Origin of the sequence: Pseudomonas sp. NBRC 111132, assembly GCF_001320565.1 — a bacterium.
Taxonomy (GTDB): domain Bacteria; phylum Pseudomonadota; class Gammaproteobacteria; order Pseudomonadales; family Pseudomonadaceae; genus Aquipseudomonas; species Aquipseudomonas putida_P.
Genome location: NZ_BCBI01000014.1, coordinates 1 through 16,716, shown reverse-complemented (window position 1 = coordinate 16,716; position 16,716 = coordinate 1). Strand labels below are relative to the sequence as shown.

Here is a 16,716-nt window from a genome sequence, read left to right as displayed (position 1 = left end):
TTTAGGTAAGCATGAACTTTTCAGAAATGGTGCAACGATTCGCCGCCGCTCTCCCGGGTACCGACACGTTCAAACACGCCAACGCTCATTGCGAAACCATCATCCAGAATGAGCCGTTCCAATCCTGTGCAGCATTCTTGATCGCCGGGTTCTGCCGCACATACGTGCTCATCTATGAAGACCAAGCGCTGGAGGCTGACTTCGCCAGGCGAAACCACCGCCAGCTGCTGGAGTACATGAACAAGCTGGACATGGCCTTGGCCACCCAAGATCACGCTGTTGTTCACCAAGCATTGATCGACGTAGTTGAACACTACGCGAAAAGCGACCGAATCTTTTAAGCGCCTCGTTCGCCGCGTGAGGATGACACGGGTGCCACGCACACCCGTAGCATCCTTGCGCGGCAACTCCTGATAAAAATAAAACAAGTCTGCGCAGCCGAATGCTCGGGGCCAGACCCTTCTAGGATGCCGCAATGAGTCTCAAAAACGACGCTCTCGAATACCACGCCCAGCCACGTCCAGGGAAACTCAGCGTAGAGCTTTCGAAGCCTACCGCCACCGCCCGCGACCTTTCTTTGGCCTACAGCCCAGGTGTTGCTGAGCCAGTGCGTGAAATCGCTCGTGATGCAGAGTTGGCTTACAAGTACACCGGCAAAGGCAATCTGGTCGCGGTGATTTCTGATGGCACCGCCATTCTCGGTCTGGGTGACCTCGGCCCACTGGCCTCCAAGCCTGTGATGGAAGGCAAGGGTGTTCTCTTCAAGCGTTTCGCCGGTATCGATGTGTGCGACATCGAGGTCGAATCGGAAAGCCCGCAGGCTTTCATTGATACCGTTCGCCGTATCTCGATCACCTTCGGTGGCATCAACCTCGAAGATATCAAGGCCCCAGAGTGCTTCGAAATCGAGCGCACCCTGATCGAGCAGTGCGACATTCCCGTATTCCACGATGACCAGCACGGTACCGCCATCGTCACCGCAGCCGGCATGATCAACGCTCTGGAGATCGCCGGAAAGAAACTGGAGGACGCCAAGATCGTCTGCCTGGGGGCCGGCGCTGCAGCCATCTCCTGCATGAAGCTGCTTATCAGCATGGGCGCGGGAGCTAGCAACATCCTCATGATCGACCGCAGCGGTGTGATTCACGCTGGCCGCGACGACCTAAACCAGTACAAGGCCCAGTTCGCCCACGCCACAGACAAGCGCACCCTGGCTGATGCCTTGGACGGTGCTGATGTGTTCGTAGGCCTGTCCGGCCCGAACCTGCTGAGCCCGGAAGGCCTGAAGTCGATGGCTGCCAACCCGATCGTGTTCGCCTGCTCGAACCCGGATCCGGAAATCTCCCCAGAGCTGGCTCACGCCACTCGCAGCGATGTGATCATGGCTACCGGTCGTTCCGACTACCCGAACCAGGTCAACAACGTGCTGGGCTTCCCGTTCATCTTCCGTGGTGCTCTGGACGTTCGCGCCAAGCGCATCAACGAAGAGATGAAGATCGCCGCCGCCATCGCCCTCAAAGACCTGGCCAAGCTGCCAGTGCCGAAGGAAGTCTGCGAAGCCTACGGCGTTCAGGGCCTGGAATTCGGCCGCGAGTACATCATTCCGAAGCCGCTGGACGCTCGCCTGATCACGGTAGTGTCCGAGGCCGTGGCACGTGCTGCGATCGAGTCAGGTGTAGCAACGCTCCCGTACCCAACGCACTATCCGCTCTCATCTGTCGCTGATGTATTCGACGGCCAATAAGCCCTGACATCCAAGTCCATCCAATAAAAGCGCCTGCGATATCGCAGGCGCTTTTTGCTATGCAGACGGATAAGCGCTGAAGAGGGTATATGAGGTCAATAGTGAAATTAAGCGTTAAGGCTCGCATGCTCATTTCAACACTGAGTTTGCTTCTAGCCCTTATCTTGGTCGGTGCGTTTCTGCTGCGGCAGCTGACGCTTTCAGGCGAGCAGTTTGAGCACCTCTACCAGGAAGATTTGAAGGCCATTGATGTCGTCGGCGAGGTGGATGGCCTGGTTACGCGAATCAACATCAACATGCTGAGAATGCTGGCTTTCGACGATGCAGCACTGATCAAGCAATGGCAGCTAGAAAATGAGAAATCATTTAGCAAGATTGACCAGCACCTGAAGGGTTTTCACGACCTCCATCCTAATGACACTGATGTCCTCGACCTTATTACCGGCTACGAGCGACTACACAGCGGCATGCTGATGCAGACTGAAGGCCTGGTTAACAAAGACCGTACTCGTGACAACGACCAGGTTAGAGCCGAGGCTCGAAAGAATGCCGACCTCGTATTTGGCAAGCTGAAGGAGGTTCGGGACGCCGCAAGAAAGCGCGCTGCGGAGCGCTCGGAGCAGCAGAGAGATGATGCTGAAAATGCCCGTATGCTCGCATTTAGCATCGCGTTGCTCGGTGGAGCTTTGGCGGCTCTGGTGTCGATATTTACTGCACGCAGCATCATGCGCGAGATAGGGGGAGAGCCTAGGGAGGTTGCGGAGATGGCCGCTGCAATCTCGCGGGGCGATCTGAGAGAAACACTCAGGAAAGCGGAGCTACACGAGGGAAGCGTGATTGCAGCGGTAGCTGCAATGCAGCTCGATTTACGTAATACGATGCTGCAGATATCGGCTTCCGCCAAGAGTCTGGCTAATGCAGCGATTGAGTTAAACCGCTCTACCAGCGAGAGCACACAGGCCTTGCAGGTACAGAGCGGTGAGATCGAGCAAGTCGCTACGGCCATCACAGAGATGAGCTGCGCTGCAGAAGAGGTGGCGCGTAATGCCGAATCTACCGCTCAAGCTTCTCAGCTGGCATCAGCGTCCTCCGGTACCGGTATGGATTGTGTTCGTCGCACTTTCGAGGTCGTAGATAGGATGAACAGCGGTGTCCGAGAGAGTGGTGAAATTATCGAGGCACTCGCTGGCCGGTCCCATGAGATCGGCAAGGTGCTCGATGTTATCCGAGGTCTCGCTGAACAGACCAATTTGCTCGCCCTCAATGCTGCCATTGAAGCAGCTCGTGCCGGCGAGGCAGGCAGAGGTTTCGCTGTAGTTGCCGATGAGGTGCGGGCATTAGCTCACCGTACACAGGCATCCACCCAGGAAATCGAGGCATTGATCGGGGGGGTACAGAGCGGCACCCAGAATGCCCTGGAGGCTATGCGCACTAGCACAATGCGAGCTGAGGAAACGCTGCAGGTGGCTAAAACCGCCAGCGACGCACTCTCAGAAATCAGTGAAGCAGTGAGCAAGATTGAACAGCTCAATCTCGTGATTGCCAGTGCCGCAGGTGAGCAAGCCCATGTTGCCCGTGAAGTTGATCGCAGCATCGTCAGCGTAAGGGATCTTTCGCTGCAGTCGACCTCGGTAGCTACGCAGAATGGCCAGGCCAGCGATGAACTTACCCGTTTGGCTGATAGCCTTAACGAGATCGTGGGGCGCTTCCAGCTTGATTCGAGCGTCGTCTCCCGCACGGATCGCCCTATCTCTGGTTCTCGTGGTTATTGAGGCGTTGCGGAATCCTCGCCTACCGGAGCAGAGGCGGCTCAGAAGCTGATTTTAGTAAACGTCAGATTTTGATAGCCGCCCTTTGCTGAAGCGCCATCAGCCCATCTTTACTTCCCCACCTATAATGAGTCCACTGCGTGAAACGGACCGAGCATGAAGCGAACCTTAGAAGGCATGGCCAGAGCCGGCGAACCATTGCTTCTCGAAGCCCTTGCAGCGATAAGAGCGCATCGAGTTGCTGAAGATGGCGGTGCGCCTCCGGAAGAAGTAGAAAGGCTTAGATTGCTGGCCGACTCCCTCTATCACGCGGTGGTGGATTTCCAGTTACTGGAAGCTGGCAGCCTGCCTGGCTCCATTCACTGACACCGGAGCACTGATGTCCAAATCGTCTGTGATCTTGCCGCCTAACCATCCCGCTTACACAGAAGCTGTTGAAGCAATGCGTCGCTATCACGAAGCTCAGGACGCAGGGGCTTCTGCTGCCGAAGTGGAGAGGCTGCGCCTGATTGCTGAGTCTCTCTTCCAGGCTGTAACTGACTATCAAATGAGGGCGTTCGGCAGTCGGGGCGGAACCATTCACTGATCGGCAGCTTCTCGGAAGGCGATAACCCCTGCGGTGAACGTTTGATCCAAAACGGCCAGCCAAAGGGTCTGCATCGTTCATGGGCCATGTATACAAAAGGCCTTAGTCAAACGTGTGATAGTGCTCTCTAAGGCCGGTTTTGTTGGCTTGTAAACCACTTTTTTAACTGTTAACTACAGTGGTTTACAGGTTAAAAAATAGGTTTACAAGCTCGGCCTTCCCACCAGTCTGAGTACAGAAAATGATGAGGGCATGTGGAATGCGGAGGACTCTCAGGTGGATGCTGGAGTCAGAAAAAACTAACCCCCTGGTGCGCAGGTCCGCCTGAGGCATGGGGCCCTCCAAACACCTTACTGATCATCCGTGGCACACATGGAAGTGAGACCCACAAAAAAGCCCGCTTTCGGCGGGCTTCAATTTTGAGGCGGCTCCTGTGGCACGGCCGATCAGTAGCTGTTATCGGAAAGCAAAGTCCTGCCGATCACAACTCGGCAGCGAAGAGTTTTGCTACAAGTCGATGTGGTCGAGCATATCCAACACGCCGCTGAAAAAGCGGCCGATGCTGAACACACTGGCGAGCGCACACAGACCCCGCCATATATGGCGAAGCAGAAGTTTCCAGCTCATGGGAGATGGTTCCTTTGTGTGGAACCTGGCACCGCCGCCCTTACCGACCAGGACGACGGCTTACTGAATGGATGTTCGACCGTTTCAGTACGCCAGGATGTTTATGTTCCCCCTTCATTGCCGGCACGTTTCTCAGGCGTGGTGAAGAAGGTTGAGCCTCCCACCCGACAGGTGGTTGCTACGTTCGTCGCGAGAATACCAAGCGCTCTCGGCCGCTTACAAGTTCAGATCAGGGATATCCGCTAAGCGGTAAAATCCGCGAAAACAGGCGTTATTGACGGCTTCGTCAAGCGATACCCATACTTCTGATAACTCCGCTGAACCACGATGAATCCGAATGATGCGCTGTGAATCCGTGTGAAATGCGATTCGCTTTGTGTAGCTAGGTTCTTCGCGTGGTTGCACCATTAATTACGATTTAGCTATAGTCCCCACTGTTCGACTGTTTCAGTACGCCGCCGATGAACCTCTCAATTCTTCGGCTAAGAAAGCCGCCCTCTCAAGGCGGCTTTTTTTGTGCGTGCTATTCGCCGTTTTCGCTGGTTCCGACGGCTACCATGATCGAGCTTCGCAGGATAACAGTCCGATAGCTTGACGCCTGTTACTCTTCGGCCATCTGGTAACCGCGCTTGTCGTATCCCACCCTGTTCAACATGACGCAAGCCTACCGCATACCAGCAGGGTAATGGCCAACCAGAATCATCGGTACGCAGAGAATCTGACCCATGGTCAGTCATCGGTGCCTATGTTAGCTGCCATTTCGCCAGAGAAGACGAACGGGACCATTGCAAAAAATGCGATACACGGAGCGGAGTATACCGGTGTGCAGACCACCCGTCCGCGCAAACCGTCAGCCCACTGCCCAAAGTACATGTGGCGAGCCCGATGGGGTTGGTTCCAGAATGTCATGGAAAGGATTCTATCAAGGGGCAAGCTTCGCCGCCCCACAAGACATCTCTAATAGAGATACTGTCGCTCCGCCGGCTATACAGCTCGTTGCGCAAACGCTCTATTTCGACACTTTCGGAAAATCAGGCCCGAATGCTCGACATCGCAGTAACGGCAATGAAGGAGGGCCTAGCGATCCTCCAGGCCTCCTGTTTCAAGATGCACGTGAAAGTTAGCTAGCCGCTGCATCAGCTCTATGACGGTTACGATAGGCGGTGATCTGGTCGAAGCTGTGGTAGCGATAGGTCTCGGGATTCATGAAAAAAATCATCCCCACTGCTTCAGAGTGTTTTCAATAGCACGAGATGGCCCAATAGCCTGGAGCTTCGGTCTCTTGCTTTGAGGTAATCATCCTCAACTCGCGCCTTGAGGACTGGCTGTCCTGGGTTTGAAGCCAAAGCCACTCATCGTATGTAATTGAACAAGCGTGCCTCCTTGGATAGCCTTGTAGCGGAGGACTGCAACTGCGCATTCGTCGGGACTGAGTACCAGTAAGAGCTCCCCCGCAATTGTGGCAGCAGAGAATGCTGGTTTCTCTGAAGTAGTGACGACGGGCAGAGCCGGTCGGATTCTGAACCCAAGGTCGAAAGGCTGGGAGCTAAAGGATCGCTGCGACTACTCCTCAGGAATACAGAAAAGGCACCCTTGGGTGCCTTTTTTTGCATTCGGTTTCTGCCGCTAGGTACCGGATGAGCGTTCGGCAGCGCTTTGCATTGCTCTAGTTTCGGGGTGCGGCTGGATACTGGTGGAAGTAGCTGGCAGCGGAGGCCCTTGGAGACCTAGGCTCACGCAAGGGGTGGTCAGCTTCTGTGGGAAATGGGTAGGATTTTCTCAACTTTTCTGTGAAACGCCACACCTCTACTCACAGAAAAAATGACCAGGCCCCAAGTGATCCGGGGCCTGGTATGTCACCTATTTTGTGAACCTACATGTCGTCTAGGGCTGTGCGGAACATTCAGTGGCTGACCCGAGAGTCGCCGTTATGGCCCGTGATTAAGCGAACCGAATCACCAGGAGAGAAGGTTTCAGCTGCGTCTTTGGCCTGGGTGACCGCCTGCAAGCTGCCGTCACTGGTCATTTTAACGGTGATCTCGATCCCATCAGCATCGTGGGCCTTTTTGTCGACCGCAGCACCAATAGCAGCGCCAACGGCACCAGCGACGACCATGACGGCCAGTTGTCCCAGACCACCACCGCCATTGCTGCCGGCGATAGCGCCCAGGGCACCACCTGCCATGCCACCGATCGGCGAAGGCTTCCCATTGATTTTGACATCACGAACAGAGTCGACGACTCCCAGTTCAACCTTCATTTTCTGCATGGCAGTTGACTGCGAGTAATCCCGGCTCGTCATGTTCGATGCGCATCCAGACATTGCAGCAGTAGTAACGATCAGCACAGTCGCGATGAATTTTTTCATATTTAGCATCCTTGAGAGTGTTTCGCTTTTGTAGGGCGAATTAGAGAGACGGCATTGGCCGTGAGGTTTTGGTTATCTGTACACTCTCGGTATGTGCAACACGCGCTTGTAAGCGACAGAAAATAATCAACCCTACGTTTATGGAACCGTGTTGATCATCTCTTATGCCCTTTGCTCTCAATTTAAATGCACACAATTATGGTTGGCACGGGAACGCGACCCAAAAAAAGCTCCGCCTGGGCGGAGCTTAGAAAGAGCTTCAATTAGTTGTATGTATTGTCACCAGCCTTCTTCGAGATATCTTCTTGAATATTCTTGACTTCAGGAAGGACGGTCGCGTTCATGATGTCAGTTACAAACTCAGATAGATCGAGTGCTGAGAAGTCAATTCGCTGGAACTCTTCAACCGTAAAGCCACCACAACTAGGGCTTTCGGCCGTGCCCCATCCCTTCCCTATTTGCGGTTTGCCCTGCTCGTTGATTATCTTCGCAAGCACAGAGTTGTAACAACAGTACGCTTGGGTGGTTTCCAGGCACGCGCCGAAGACTTTCTTGGAGCAGTAGCTGCCGACGAAGTGGCAAAGATTTGCGCCGCGGTGCATGCCCAGTTGCTGTTCCTCTGGTTCACATGACTTAAGCTCCATCACCACTTGAATTGCCACAGCAGCCGCAAAACTGTATGGATCAAAATAGAACCCGCCGCCAAGGCCGTACACGGGGCCGCCAAGCATGCCGGTAGCTGGGATAGTACCGCCAACTGCATAACTCAATCCGTAAACACTGAAGCTGAGTGTTGGTGCAGATGGTGCAGCGGCACCCAATGCAGACGCGCCTTGTTTAACCCACTCTACGTTGTTGTACGCGAAATCGTACATATACTTCGAGCCGTAACTAGCTAGACCGCCTCCTACTGTCGAAACGGCTTGCCCCATAATGGAGTAGTTAGTTTCAGCGCCGCTGCTCTTACCACAGCAGTTCTTGATACCGCCGTAGCCTTTCCGGCAGGACTCATCTTCACCACCGAACAACTCCCCGTCCGAACCGTACACCCCAGCTTCTCGGGCAGCTTCTTTAGCTGCAACAGCTTTGGCGAAATCACTATCCGAAGGGTAACTTGTATCCCAGCAGACTCCCTCGTAACAGGAGACCTTTGTGCTGCAGTCCTCTGTGGTCGTGGTCTCGCCTTTTTTTGTGATGCAACTATAGGTCACCTGAGACATGACACACCCGATCGGGTCGGTGCTCTCGATACAGGTCTGGTCGATTTTTTTGCACCCCTTGTCCTCGAACTGCTGGCAGTCATTCTCTTTGTTCGGATTGATGCAGGAGTAGTCGTCTTTGTATTTCCAGCATGCCTTATAGACTGGCAGTCCGTTGATTACACGGGTTTCAGGCCCTTCGACGCAGGTGTGCGCTGCTTTGTAGCACAACGGATTTGTGGCGAGAGGATTGCACTGACTGGTATCAAGTTCGTCTCGGATGATCGTATGGGTATCGTCCAGCTGGACAGTGTCCGATGGTTTCGGAGTTGCAGGGTTATCGCAACGATAGGTTCGCTGCTCAACCAGGCACGTACCATTCCAGGCTGTTGAAATGCATGAGGTCGACGTTTGATAACAGCCCGCTACCTTTGAGATCGCAGCACAATAATCAACAGAATCAGGCTTGATGCACTCATAAGTAGATCGGTAGCGCCAGCACTCTTTATAGATCATATTGCCGGCAATATTACGGGTCTCAGGCCCTTCAACGCATGCTTGGCCTGTGATCCGGCAATCTGCCGCATACACAGTTGCGGACATAGCAAAGAAAATAGCTATAACACAAAAGGCTGACTTCAGCGCTAACAGTCCGTGCGCTGCAGTTGTTCGAAGTATTTCTGTTAATTTTAACATCCCTATCCGCCAAATCAGAGCAGTATTATGGTTGGTTGGTCAGTTTGGTCATGTGCAAGTTCTATCACTGAGATCTAGCCTGAAGTGAACTGCATTGGTCCGTCCATGTTTCAGTGCAAGCGCCTGGGCAAACCATTCGCGCATTCATCGTGATGTAAGTTTCCCCTGAGCCGCCAACCGCTGTTCTGGTTTCTAAGATGTTGTTGCCTGCGACCAAATAGGGCCTTAGATCAATGTTAGGCCGGGTCTCGTTGCTTTCACCTCTTTCAGGATCGCGCAATACACCGTCACCCACATCAACGCGATAGCAGGCTCGGCCTTTGTTGCAAGTAGTTAAAATCCAATCAAGTGTTGCACCACCAAATGGGCCACTAAACACGGTATGACCATTTATCTTTATTAGGATATAGTCATCATAAGCAACAGATGCTAGGACAAAATCAGTGATCAATGCCGGGTCTTTAATGGAAAATTGCAATGAGCGGTCGTAAAGGCCTTCGCTCCAGTAGTTGTCGCCGATGGAGCCAAATTGGAGCGCATAAGTACCAGAAGCTGCATTGGCCAGGGACCAGCTTGTATACATGTCTGCCTGGGTGGTTCCGGGAATAATCCCGCCATTATCGCACCCGGCCACTGGGGGTTCGCATACAATGGCAAGAAACTTATCGCAGGTTACGTTTTCAAGAGAATTGTATGTTTTGTTGCATTGGAAGTTGGCTTTTGTATCGACATTAACTACCTGCCCCATTGTGCAACTGTTGTTTTCGCTGAGGTTGTACTCGTTGCAGACCTCGGTCGAGTAAATGTCAGGGGTTGTAGTGGTTTTTGTACCGCAGTTTTCGGTAATGTCTCCGGGTTTAGCGTTATTAATGATTTCCCCGATGCCGCTTATGATAGGGTCGTTCTCATCTACATCAACTTTTACACGCTCGTACGGGTTCTTAGCAAGGAAGTTGACTGCATCGCATTCTTGGTTGGCGATTTGGTCGGGACCATCGGCCTCTGTCTTGCAGGTGTTAATCCGTGAGGTGCCGACGTTGAAGAGTGATGAGTTGCCAAATTGCGAAGACTGCGATGGCGTATCGGTATAAAACGGCATCGCCTTTGCATTGGAGGAAGTCACATTAGAGGAAAGTTTACTGAGGTTCGACTTGCCGAGTGCAGTCCCCTCAGAGTGTGGATCAGCCACAGCAGTGCTCGACAACAGCAGCATTGCGGCCAAGGTCAGCAGGCCATTGGCTCTTAGTTTCATTGGGATTGGACCTCGTTGACCTTGGTTGGCGAACTAGCATCCTGAGTAAACAGGCTAGGATCCGCCGGAGGAGATCCGTCCTCGCAAACGTTCATGCCCCAACCGACCTCAAGAGGGCCGGAACCGCCGTTGACCTTAGGTACCATCTGCTGTGTGTACTGAATTGCCACACGTGCACAGCCTGGTTGTTGGAGCTGTTCAACGACCTTTGCCTCAACCATGATCGGTTCGCGAGATTTTGATGTAGCCATCCACACGTCAGCCTGGTCACCGGTTAGCTCTGCTGACGCATGCCCAGATTTGACCGTTTCAATCAGAATTTCTTTTGAGGTCTGGGCCTGCGCCGTGGCAGAGGCCGTGGCGAGGACGATGATGGTTGTACACAGGGACAACAGTTTGGCTTTGAAATGCATTTCAGCTTACCGGATACTGACAGTATTTTACACGTAACTGTAATCAGCTTGGTTCGGGAATGCAATCTGATAGATTTGCGCCTTCTGCTAGCGATTGCTGACCTGCAATCGATGCATATGAATAATTTTTCCGAGATGGAAGCAATGGTCGAGATCTATAGAGACGCAGAGAAATGGTTTCTAGCGAGCCCCTCAGGCTATCTGGCGCCGATGCTTGCGATGGCAGTTCTATTGAGAGCACTGCCATCACACTGGCTGGTAGTATCACTACTCAGATTTATCGGTGTCGCGTGCCATGAGGCATTGCATCTCACAGTCGGGTTTTTCACGAGGGCAAAGCCAGTCCGGATGTCCCTGATACCCAGGCGAGAGGGAAATCAAATTATCCTCGGGTCAGTGGAGTTCGAGCGCCTGACATGGGCGAATGCTTGGGCAACCGCCCTCGCACCCTTGGTAGCTTTGCCGGCCCTTTACGCGGTCGCCATTTGGCGAACATCAAACCATGCTGGCGAACTGGCAATGGAGGACCTCGTGGGGTGGGCTCTTGCAGGTTCAACAATCCTGCACTGCTGGCCATCAAGGGCTGACTGGCGGCTGGCGCTGATCTCATGGCCAGTGCTTGGGGCGGCGTTGCTATCCGCGGCGCTGTACGTCTGGACTCAGGATTTATCAGTTCTGTTGGCCTGGAGAAGCGTGGCATCGTAGTCAGGACGCTTCATGTGTTTGTGTGTCGAAAGCCAGTTGGTTGCGAAGCTTGTTGCGTCGCTCTGCTCTTTTGCCGTGAGCCCGAATGACGATAAGCCAGATGAGTTCATTCCAGGCTTCCCTTTGTTAAGACCGACGTATATCAGCCACCATGATGCCGCCATCTTCGCGTTCTGATCCATGCCGTGGCCATTTCGGTACATGGCCGAGAGGATGGCTGGGGCATTGGGCTCACTTGCCTGCGCTGCTTTCGTCAACCAGTTGTACGCTTCTTGGTATCCCCCGCTTTCGTAGAGCATCCGCCCAAGCAGATAGTAGGCCGTGACGTTGCCGCGGTTTGCACCTTCGTTTGCCCACGTCCAGGCCCTGTCATGGTCGCCCTTGTTGAGGTAATAGAGGGAGAGGCGAACCGCTGCAAGATCGACCGAGGCGTCCTTCATGGAAGATTCGAACATTTCCATAGCCTTGACCTCATCTTTCGCCACCCCGCGGCCAAGCAAAGTGAGGACAGCCAAGTTGTACCGAGCAAGGGGGTAGTCTGCACTTGCGGCAGAGAAATATGCCGCCGCCGCTGTGCTGTCCTGTTTAACGCCTTCCCCGTGATCCAAGAGATAGCCCACCACATTCTGTGCTCGGCTATTCCCCCCCTGAGCGAGTTCAAACAGCTTCGGCAGCGCAGCTTTGTCCCCTGCTTTGTAGGCAGCCCAGGTCCGAAGTACGTCGCCACCCTCCCGCGCGGTTGTAAGTAGCCCCTTCATGGCAGTTGAGATGTCTGGAAGGCCGGTGCCCCCTGCTGCTGCTTCGTTGCTGAAGTAAGCAGCTGCGGACGTGTCTGGGGCGCTGCCTGCAGCACAGGTGAGGCTCGCGAACGCTAACGGGAAAGCCAACAAAGCCGGCAGTCGATTCAGTAAAGGCATTTTCTGATACACCTTGTTTATTGGTACGCGTAATGTATTCTTTAGCGCATGAAAAAACTATCCCTTCCTTTTCTCCTGGTAGGTGCATTGACCGGGTATCCCACTGCAGGACACGCGGACTGCTTCGCCGAGGCAGCTGAGCGCTATAGGGTTAGCGAGAAGCTACTTCGCGCCATCCAGGTCACCGAGAACCGGCCGGGCAAACCAGACGTAGTGAGCCCAAAAAACAGCGATGGCACCTGGGATATTGGCTTGATGCAGATCAACTCATCGTGGCTCCCGAAGCTTTCGCAATTTGGCATTGGTGAGAAAGAGCTTCTAGATCGTTGTGTTAGCGCGAATGTTGGAGCTTGGATCTTGGCGAGCAACATTGCCTCTCACGGTCCCGTTTGGAAGGCTGTGGGTGCATACAACAGCCCTAATGCGGAAAGTCAGCGGATATATATTCAGAAGGTAATGAATAACTATGGCGGTTTGTAAATGAAGCAGCTATTCAGCAGTTTTTTTGCTGTTCTACTATTTGGTTGGATTTTGTACACGGTATCCCCGGAGGAACCGTGTGAACGCGTCGAGCGTGGCGCTTTACCGGTCCGAGTAGTGTTTGACGCAGTCCGTTGGGCGGGCACGAACTACCTCAGCACGGATTCTCGGATTGACTTGCTGATTTGGAGCGTTTCAGCTGATAAATCCGTGCAAAGTTTCATCTCTCGTTTATTCTACGGACCAGAGCTCAACTGCACTAACAGCCAGGCGTAATAGGAGCTTACTGTGGCAAGGGAACCAGATCTTTTTATTTACAACTCTCCGGCAGATAAACCTGCGGCCACATACTTGAACGACTTGTTCCGGATGGCCGCCCAAAATAAGATTCCGGATATTCATTTTCAATGGGTTCAAGGTGACGTGCACATCCAACTCAGGGAAGACGGTAAGCTGAGACACTTTGAAACCATAGAGCCAGCTATGGGCAAAATGATCGATACGAAAATTCGATCGCGGGCCACCATGGACCTTTCGCAGCATCAAATCCCCCTCGATGGCCGGATCGGATTGAGATACCCAGGGTTGGAGTTGGAAGTCCGTGTGAGCTTGGTACCGAGTCACAACGGACAAAAGATCGTATGCCGGTTGCTCGACCAGCAGAACGCATCGATGAATCTTGAAAGAATCCGAATGCCGCCTTTGGTTGAGCACGCGTTCCGCGAGATGATCAACGAACCTCAAGGGCTGATCCTTGTCACCGGCCCAACGGGCTCAGGTAAAACAACGACCCTGTACGCAGCACTCAATGCCATCAATGACGGAACGCTCAATATTTGTACGATTGAGCATCCGGTGGAGTATGTAGTTAAGGGCTTTGTCCAAATCAACGTTACGCCCCAGCTCAGTTTCGCGTTGGGTCTACGCGCCCTGCTGCGTCAGGATCCTGACGTAATTCTGATCGGGGAAATTCGTGACCAGGAAACGGCGCAAATTGCCATTCAGGCAGCGAACACGGGTCACCTGGTCTTCGCCACATTGCACTCCAATAGTGCAGCTCAAGCCGTCCCTCGCATCATTGATCTTGGGGTTGATGCCCAAACACTTGCTTCTGTACTCATTGGCGTGATTGCTCAGCGACTAGTTCAGACTCTGCGGTCTGATATCGATCACGAATGGGTGCCCATTAATGATGTAGAGCGTATGTGGCTGAGGAAAAACGGGCTGCCAGCTATCACCGGCAAGGTACCCTTTGCACCATCGAAAGAATCGTTCTCAGGTAAGTGCCCAATCATTGAACTAATCAGATCTGACAAATCTGTACGTACAGCAATAATCGGTGGCGGTGGCGAGATGACAATCCTGAACGCTGCTGCTCGGCAAACCCAATTCGACACTCTTGGCCAATCCGCTGTGCGGATGGTGACTGACGGTATAACCACCATGGCACGGGTACGGTCGCTAATTAAAGATGATTCCGTAAAGCCAACTGTCAGGCGCATCGGTGATGTTCTAATCGCTCAGGGTCTTATTACCTTTACGCAAGCAAATCAGGCCGCTGAACTTCAGTTACGTTGCACTATTGAAGGCAAAGTGAAAAAGTTCGGGCAAGCTCTCATTGATCTAGCGCTAGTGTCACAAGATGACGTAGTGAATGCCCTTGGTTTCACAGAGGGGGCAGTGGAATTTCTAACTGAGTTGGCCGCGGCCCGAAAAATCAACTTCAAGGCACTGAACGACACGGTCGAGCTGTGGCGCACAGAACGAAATCAAGAGTCAATCTTCGACATGCTCATCGAGCAGAACCTGATCAGCAAGGATCGTTTATATGAAGAAGTTTATTTCGCGGATGGCTATGGCAGCCCTGCTGGCAACTCCAATTCTCTCCTTAGCGCAGGAGGCGTTGCCGTCGCTGCCGTATAGAGAGGTTGCGGCCCAGGCAGAAGACAGTCACAAGGTCATCGTTTTCTTTTCCTTTGCGTGTCCCGTCTGTGCTTCGTACGATCAGACCTTTGCTCGGTGGGCCAAAACAATGCCGCCTGGCTGGTCCGCAGAGTTCCTTCCAGTAGCGGTGCCCGACAAAGGCAATTACATTGCTGCTCGTGCATTCTTTGCTGTCCAGGACGCAGATCCAGCCCGCCTTGATGCCTTCATGTCTGCGGCCTATACGTTGATCCAGCAGAATGGCATGACGATGGAGAGCCCTGATACCTGGTCGAAAGCTGTAGCGATCGCAAACGTCAGGGGATTCAACGATGCCTGGCTCAACGTCACTCAGCAACGGCTGGAGAAGGCTTTTGCCAAGCTCCTCACATATGGCGTCGATGCCACACCTTCCATGGTCATCAGTGGGAAGTATGTGATCACACCTGACGATGTATCCGGTGATAGTGCGCTCTACATGAATTTGGCAAACGGCATGATTTCTAAGGTGATGCAGGAGCAATAGCCCAGTCCACGGTTTGCTCTGTCATAGCACGAACCCCCGTTTAAACGGGGGTTTTGCATTTATGCGGCTAGGGTGTCTGGGTGCCCCGCTACAGAGAAGATCTGTCTAGTCCGAATGCAGGCAGTGTTTCACAAAAAAGCCCGACGTATAGTCGGGCTTTCTTTAATCCTATGAGGTTAGCTTTTGCCCCCTCTAGTCGTCGGCGGCTTGGTGTCGTCGTCACCCTTGTCTTCCGGGTTCACAACGGTTTTTTCCAGGGTCATTACTCTCGTAACGGGGGCTGGCTTCCCTCCTCCACTGAATGGCGACTCGTAAGCATCCGCAGCCCCCATCATGCCATCTCCGTATGGGCTACCAGACCCATTGTCTGAGCTGGACAGTTGTGGCTCACCTGCTGAGAGTCCAGCGCTAGCCTGCGATTGCTCACCCGCGCTCATCAAACCAGCACCCGATGCCGTCATCATTTCACCAGCTTGTTCTGTATGAGACTCGGCGAGGGCTGGTTGCGATCCAACATGGAGTTGTCCGGTATGAACTGAGGTGGCCCCGAGTTCAATGGGCTCCATTAGGTTCTGATTAGCCCCCGCTGTCATGAGTCCCTCACCTATCCCCGCTCTTAGCTCCCCGGCGTGGCCCCCGGTCGGCGCCTGTGCCTCGGCTCCGGTAAGCGCTGCGGCCGCCTCGGGCTGGCTGACTTGAACAGGTGCAGTGTCCTGGCGGATAGGTGCATGTATCTCGGCGCCGGTCAGCGCTGCCGCTGGTACGGGCTGGCTGGCCTGAGCAGGTGCTGCATCCTGGCGGATCGGTGCATGTGTCTCGGCGCCAGTCAGCGCTGAGGCCGCGACGGGCTGGCTGGCTTGAACAGGTGCAGCATCCTGGCGGATCGGTGCGTCTACTTGGTCCCCGGACAGCGTTGCCGCTGCCCCGGGCTGGCTGGCTTGTACAGGTGCAGCATCCCGGCGGATCGGTGCGTGTGCCTCGGCGCCGGTCAGCGCTGCGGCCGCCACGTGCTGGCTGGCTTGGGCGGGCGCAGCATCCTGACGGATCGGTGCCGGTGCCTGGGCTTCGGTCAGGGCTGCCGCTGCAGCGGTCTGGTTGGCCTGAGTAGGTGCAGCATCCTGGCGTATCGGTGCCGGTGCCTGGGCTTCGGTCAGGGATGCCGCTGCAGCGGGCTGGTTGGCCTGAGTAGGTGCAGCATCCTGGCGGATCGGTGCTTGTGTCTCGGCGCCGGTCAGCGCTCCGGCCGCCACGGGCTGGCTGGCTTGAGCAGGCGCAGCATCCTGACGGATCGGTTCGTGTGCCTGGGCGTCGGTCAGGGCTGCCGCTGCAGCGGGTTGGTTGGCCTGAGTAGGTGCAGCATCCTGGCGGATCGGTGCATGTGTCTCGGCGCCGGTGAGCGCTCCGGCCGCCACGGGCTGGCTGGCTTGGGCAGGCGCAGCATCCTGACGGATCGGTGCGTGTGCCTGGGCGTCGGTCAGGGCTGCGGCCGCGACGGGTTGGTTGGCCTGAGC

The 16,716-nt window shown here is 54.3% G+C and carries 13 protein-coding genes and 2 pseudogenes; 9 read left to right on the top strand and 6 right to left on the bottom strand.

Annotated elements, in window-relative coordinates:
- Nucleotides 1–11 precede the first annotated feature (11 nt).
- The 6 genes and pseudogenes from APH35_RS09055 to APH35_RS09040 all read left to right on the top strand — a co-directional run bounded on the left by APH35_RS09055 (nt 12) and on the right by APH35_RS09040 (nt 4,099).
- A complete protein-coding gene (locus APH35_RS09055) occupies nt 12–341 on the top strand; it encodes a hypothetical protein (RefSeq protein ID WP_156341200.1) in 330 nt (109 codons plus the stop codon).
- Nucleotides 342–475: 134 nt separating this feature from the next.
- A complete protein-coding gene (locus APH35_RS09050; protein ID WP_060514590.1) occupies nt 476–1,744 on the top strand; it encodes a malic enzyme-like NAD(P)-binding protein in 1,269 nt (422 codons plus the stop codon).
- A gap of 89 nt (nt 1,745–1,833) precedes the next feature.
- Nucleotides 1,834–2,283: pseudogene (locus tag APH35_RS29695) on the top strand (MCP four helix bundle domain-containing protein); the annotation flags it as partial.
- A 111-nt stretch (nt 2,284–2,394) separates the two neighbouring features.
- Nucleotides 2,395–3,516 carry a methyl-accepting chemotaxis protein gene (locus tag APH35_RS09045; protein WP_372340707.1) on the top strand — a complete coding sequence of 374 codons (1,122 nt, stop codon included), beginning with the start codon at nt 2,395–2,397 and terminating at the stop codon, nt 3,514–3,516.
- Between the two features lie 153 nt (nt 3,517–3,669).
- On the top strand, nt 3,670–3,879 hold the full coding sequence (locus APH35_RS28205) for a hypothetical protein (RefSeq protein ID WP_082425730.1): 210 nt from the start codon (nt 3,670–3,672) through the stop codon (nt 3,877–3,879).
- Between the two features lie 13 nt (nt 3,880–3,892).
- Entirely contained in the window at nt 3,893–4,099 is a 207-nt protein-coding gene (locus APH35_RS09040; protein WP_060514588.1) for a hypothetical protein, read from the top strand.
- Nucleotides 4,100–6,629: 2,530 nt separating this feature from the next.
- On the opposite strand, the gene APH35_RS09035 is transcribed toward APH35_RS09040, so the two are convergent.
- The 5 genes from APH35_RS09035 to APH35_RS09020 form a co-directional block, all read right to left on the bottom strand.
- Entirely contained in the window at nt 6,630–7,094 is a 465-nt protein-coding gene (locus tag APH35_RS09035) for a hypothetical protein (protein WP_060514587.1), read from the bottom strand.
- Between the two features lie 263 nt (nt 7,095–7,357).
- Nucleotides 7,358–8,989, bottom strand: coding sequence for a conjugal transfer protein TraN (locus APH35_RS09030; RefSeq protein ID WP_256213734.1), 1,632 nt, complete (start codon nt 8,987–8,989; stop codon nt 7,358–7,360).
- Between the two features lie 64 nt (nt 8,990–9,053).
- Nucleotides 9,054–10,241, bottom strand: a complete 1,188-nt coding sequence (locus tag APH35_RS28200) for a hypothetical protein (RefSeq protein ID WP_082425728.1) — start codon at nt 10,239–10,241, stop codon at nt 9,054–9,056.
- On the bottom strand, nt 10,238–10,654 hold the full coding sequence (locus tag APH35_RS09025; protein WP_060514586.1) for a hypothetical protein: 417 nt from the start codon (nt 10,652–10,654) through the stop codon (nt 10,238–10,240). Before APH35_RS09025 ends, APH35_RS28200 begins: the two co-directional genes overlap by 4 nt.
- 659 nt (nt 10,655–11,313) lie before the next feature.
- Nucleotides 11,314–12,276: a tetratricopeptide repeat protein gene (locus APH35_RS09020; protein ID WP_060514585.1), complete on the bottom strand. Its 963-nt coding sequence runs from the start codon at nt 12,274–12,276 to the stop codon at nt 11,314–11,316.
- A gap of 48 nt (nt 12,277–12,324) precedes the next feature.
- Between APH35_RS09020 and APH35_RS09015 the strand changes: the two genes are divergently transcribed.
- The 3 genes from APH35_RS09015 to APH35_RS09000 all read left to right on the top strand — a co-directional run bounded on the left by APH35_RS09015 (nt 12,325) and on the right by APH35_RS09000 (nt 15,205).
- A complete protein-coding gene (locus tag APH35_RS09015) occupies nt 12,325–12,756 on the top strand; it encodes a lytic transglycosylase domain-containing protein (RefSeq protein WP_060514584.1) in 432 nt (143 codons plus the stop codon).
- A 288-nt stretch (nt 12,757–13,044) separates the two neighbouring features.
- Nucleotides 13,045–14,679, top strand: a complete 1,635-nt coding sequence (locus APH35_RS09005; protein WP_060514582.1) for a GspE/PulE family protein — start codon at nt 13,045–13,047, stop codon at nt 14,677–14,679.
- Nucleotides 14,585–15,205, top strand: coding sequence for a thiol:disulfide interchange protein DsbA/DsbL (locus APH35_RS09000; protein WP_256213733.1), 621 nt, complete (start codon nt 14,585–14,587; stop codon nt 15,203–15,205). Before APH35_RS09005 ends, APH35_RS09000 begins: the two co-directional genes overlap by 95 nt.
- 176 nt (nt 15,206–15,381) lie before the next feature.
- Here APH35_RS09000 and APH35_RS28980 read toward each other — a convergent pair.
- A pseudogene (locus APH35_RS28980) lies at nt 15,382–16,716 on the bottom strand (conjugal transfer protein TraG N-terminal domain-containing protein); the annotation flags it as partial.

Bases quoted from the DNA above. Each gene is read 5' to 3' on its own strand.
- APH35_RS28205 (WP_082425730.1), top strand. From the start codon at position 3,670: ATGAAGCGAACCTTAGAAGGCATGGCCAGAGCCGGCGAACCATTGCTT.
- APH35_RS09045 (WP_372340707.1), top strand. From the start codon at position 2,395: ATGCTCGCATTTAGCATCGCGTTGCTCGGTGGAGCTTTGGCGGCTCTG.
- APH35_RS09020 (WP_060514585.1), bottom strand. From the start codon at position 12,276: ATGCCTTTACTGAATCGACTGCCGGCTTTGTTGGCTTTCCCGTTAGCG.
- APH35_RS09000 (WP_256213733.1), top strand. From the start codon at position 14,585: ATGAAGAAGTTTATTTCGCGGATGGCTATGGCAGCCCTGCTGGCAACT.
- APH35_RS09055 (WP_156341200.1), top strand. From the start codon at position 12: ATGAACTTTTCAGAAATGGTGCAACGATTCGCCGCCGCTCTCCCGGGT.
- APH35_RS09030 (WP_256213734.1), bottom strand. From the start codon at position 8,989: ATGTTAAAATTAACAGAAATACTTCGAACAACTGCAGCGCACGGACTG.
- APH35_RS28200 (WP_082425728.1), bottom strand. From the start codon at position 10,241: ATGAAACTAAGAGCCAATGGCCTGCTGACCTTGGCCGCAATGCTGCTG.
- APH35_RS09015 (WP_060514584.1), top strand. From the start codon at position 12,325: ATGAAAAAACTATCCCTTCCTTTTCTCCTGGTAGGTGCATTGACCGGG.
- APH35_RS09025 (WP_060514586.1), bottom strand. From the start codon at position 10,654: ATGCATTTCAAAGCCAAACTGTTGTCCCTGTGTACAACCATCATCGTC.
- APH35_RS09040 (WP_060514588.1), top strand. From the start codon at position 3,893: ATGTCCAAATCGTCTGTGATCTTGCCGCCTAACCATCCCGCTTACACA.
- APH35_RS09050 (WP_060514590.1), top strand. From the start codon at position 476: ATGAGTCTCAAAAACGACGCTCTCGAATACCACGCCCAGCCACGTCCA.
- APH35_RS09035 (WP_060514587.1), bottom strand. From the start codon at position 7,094: ATGAAAAAATTCATCGCGACTGTGCTGATCGTTACTACTGCTGCAATG.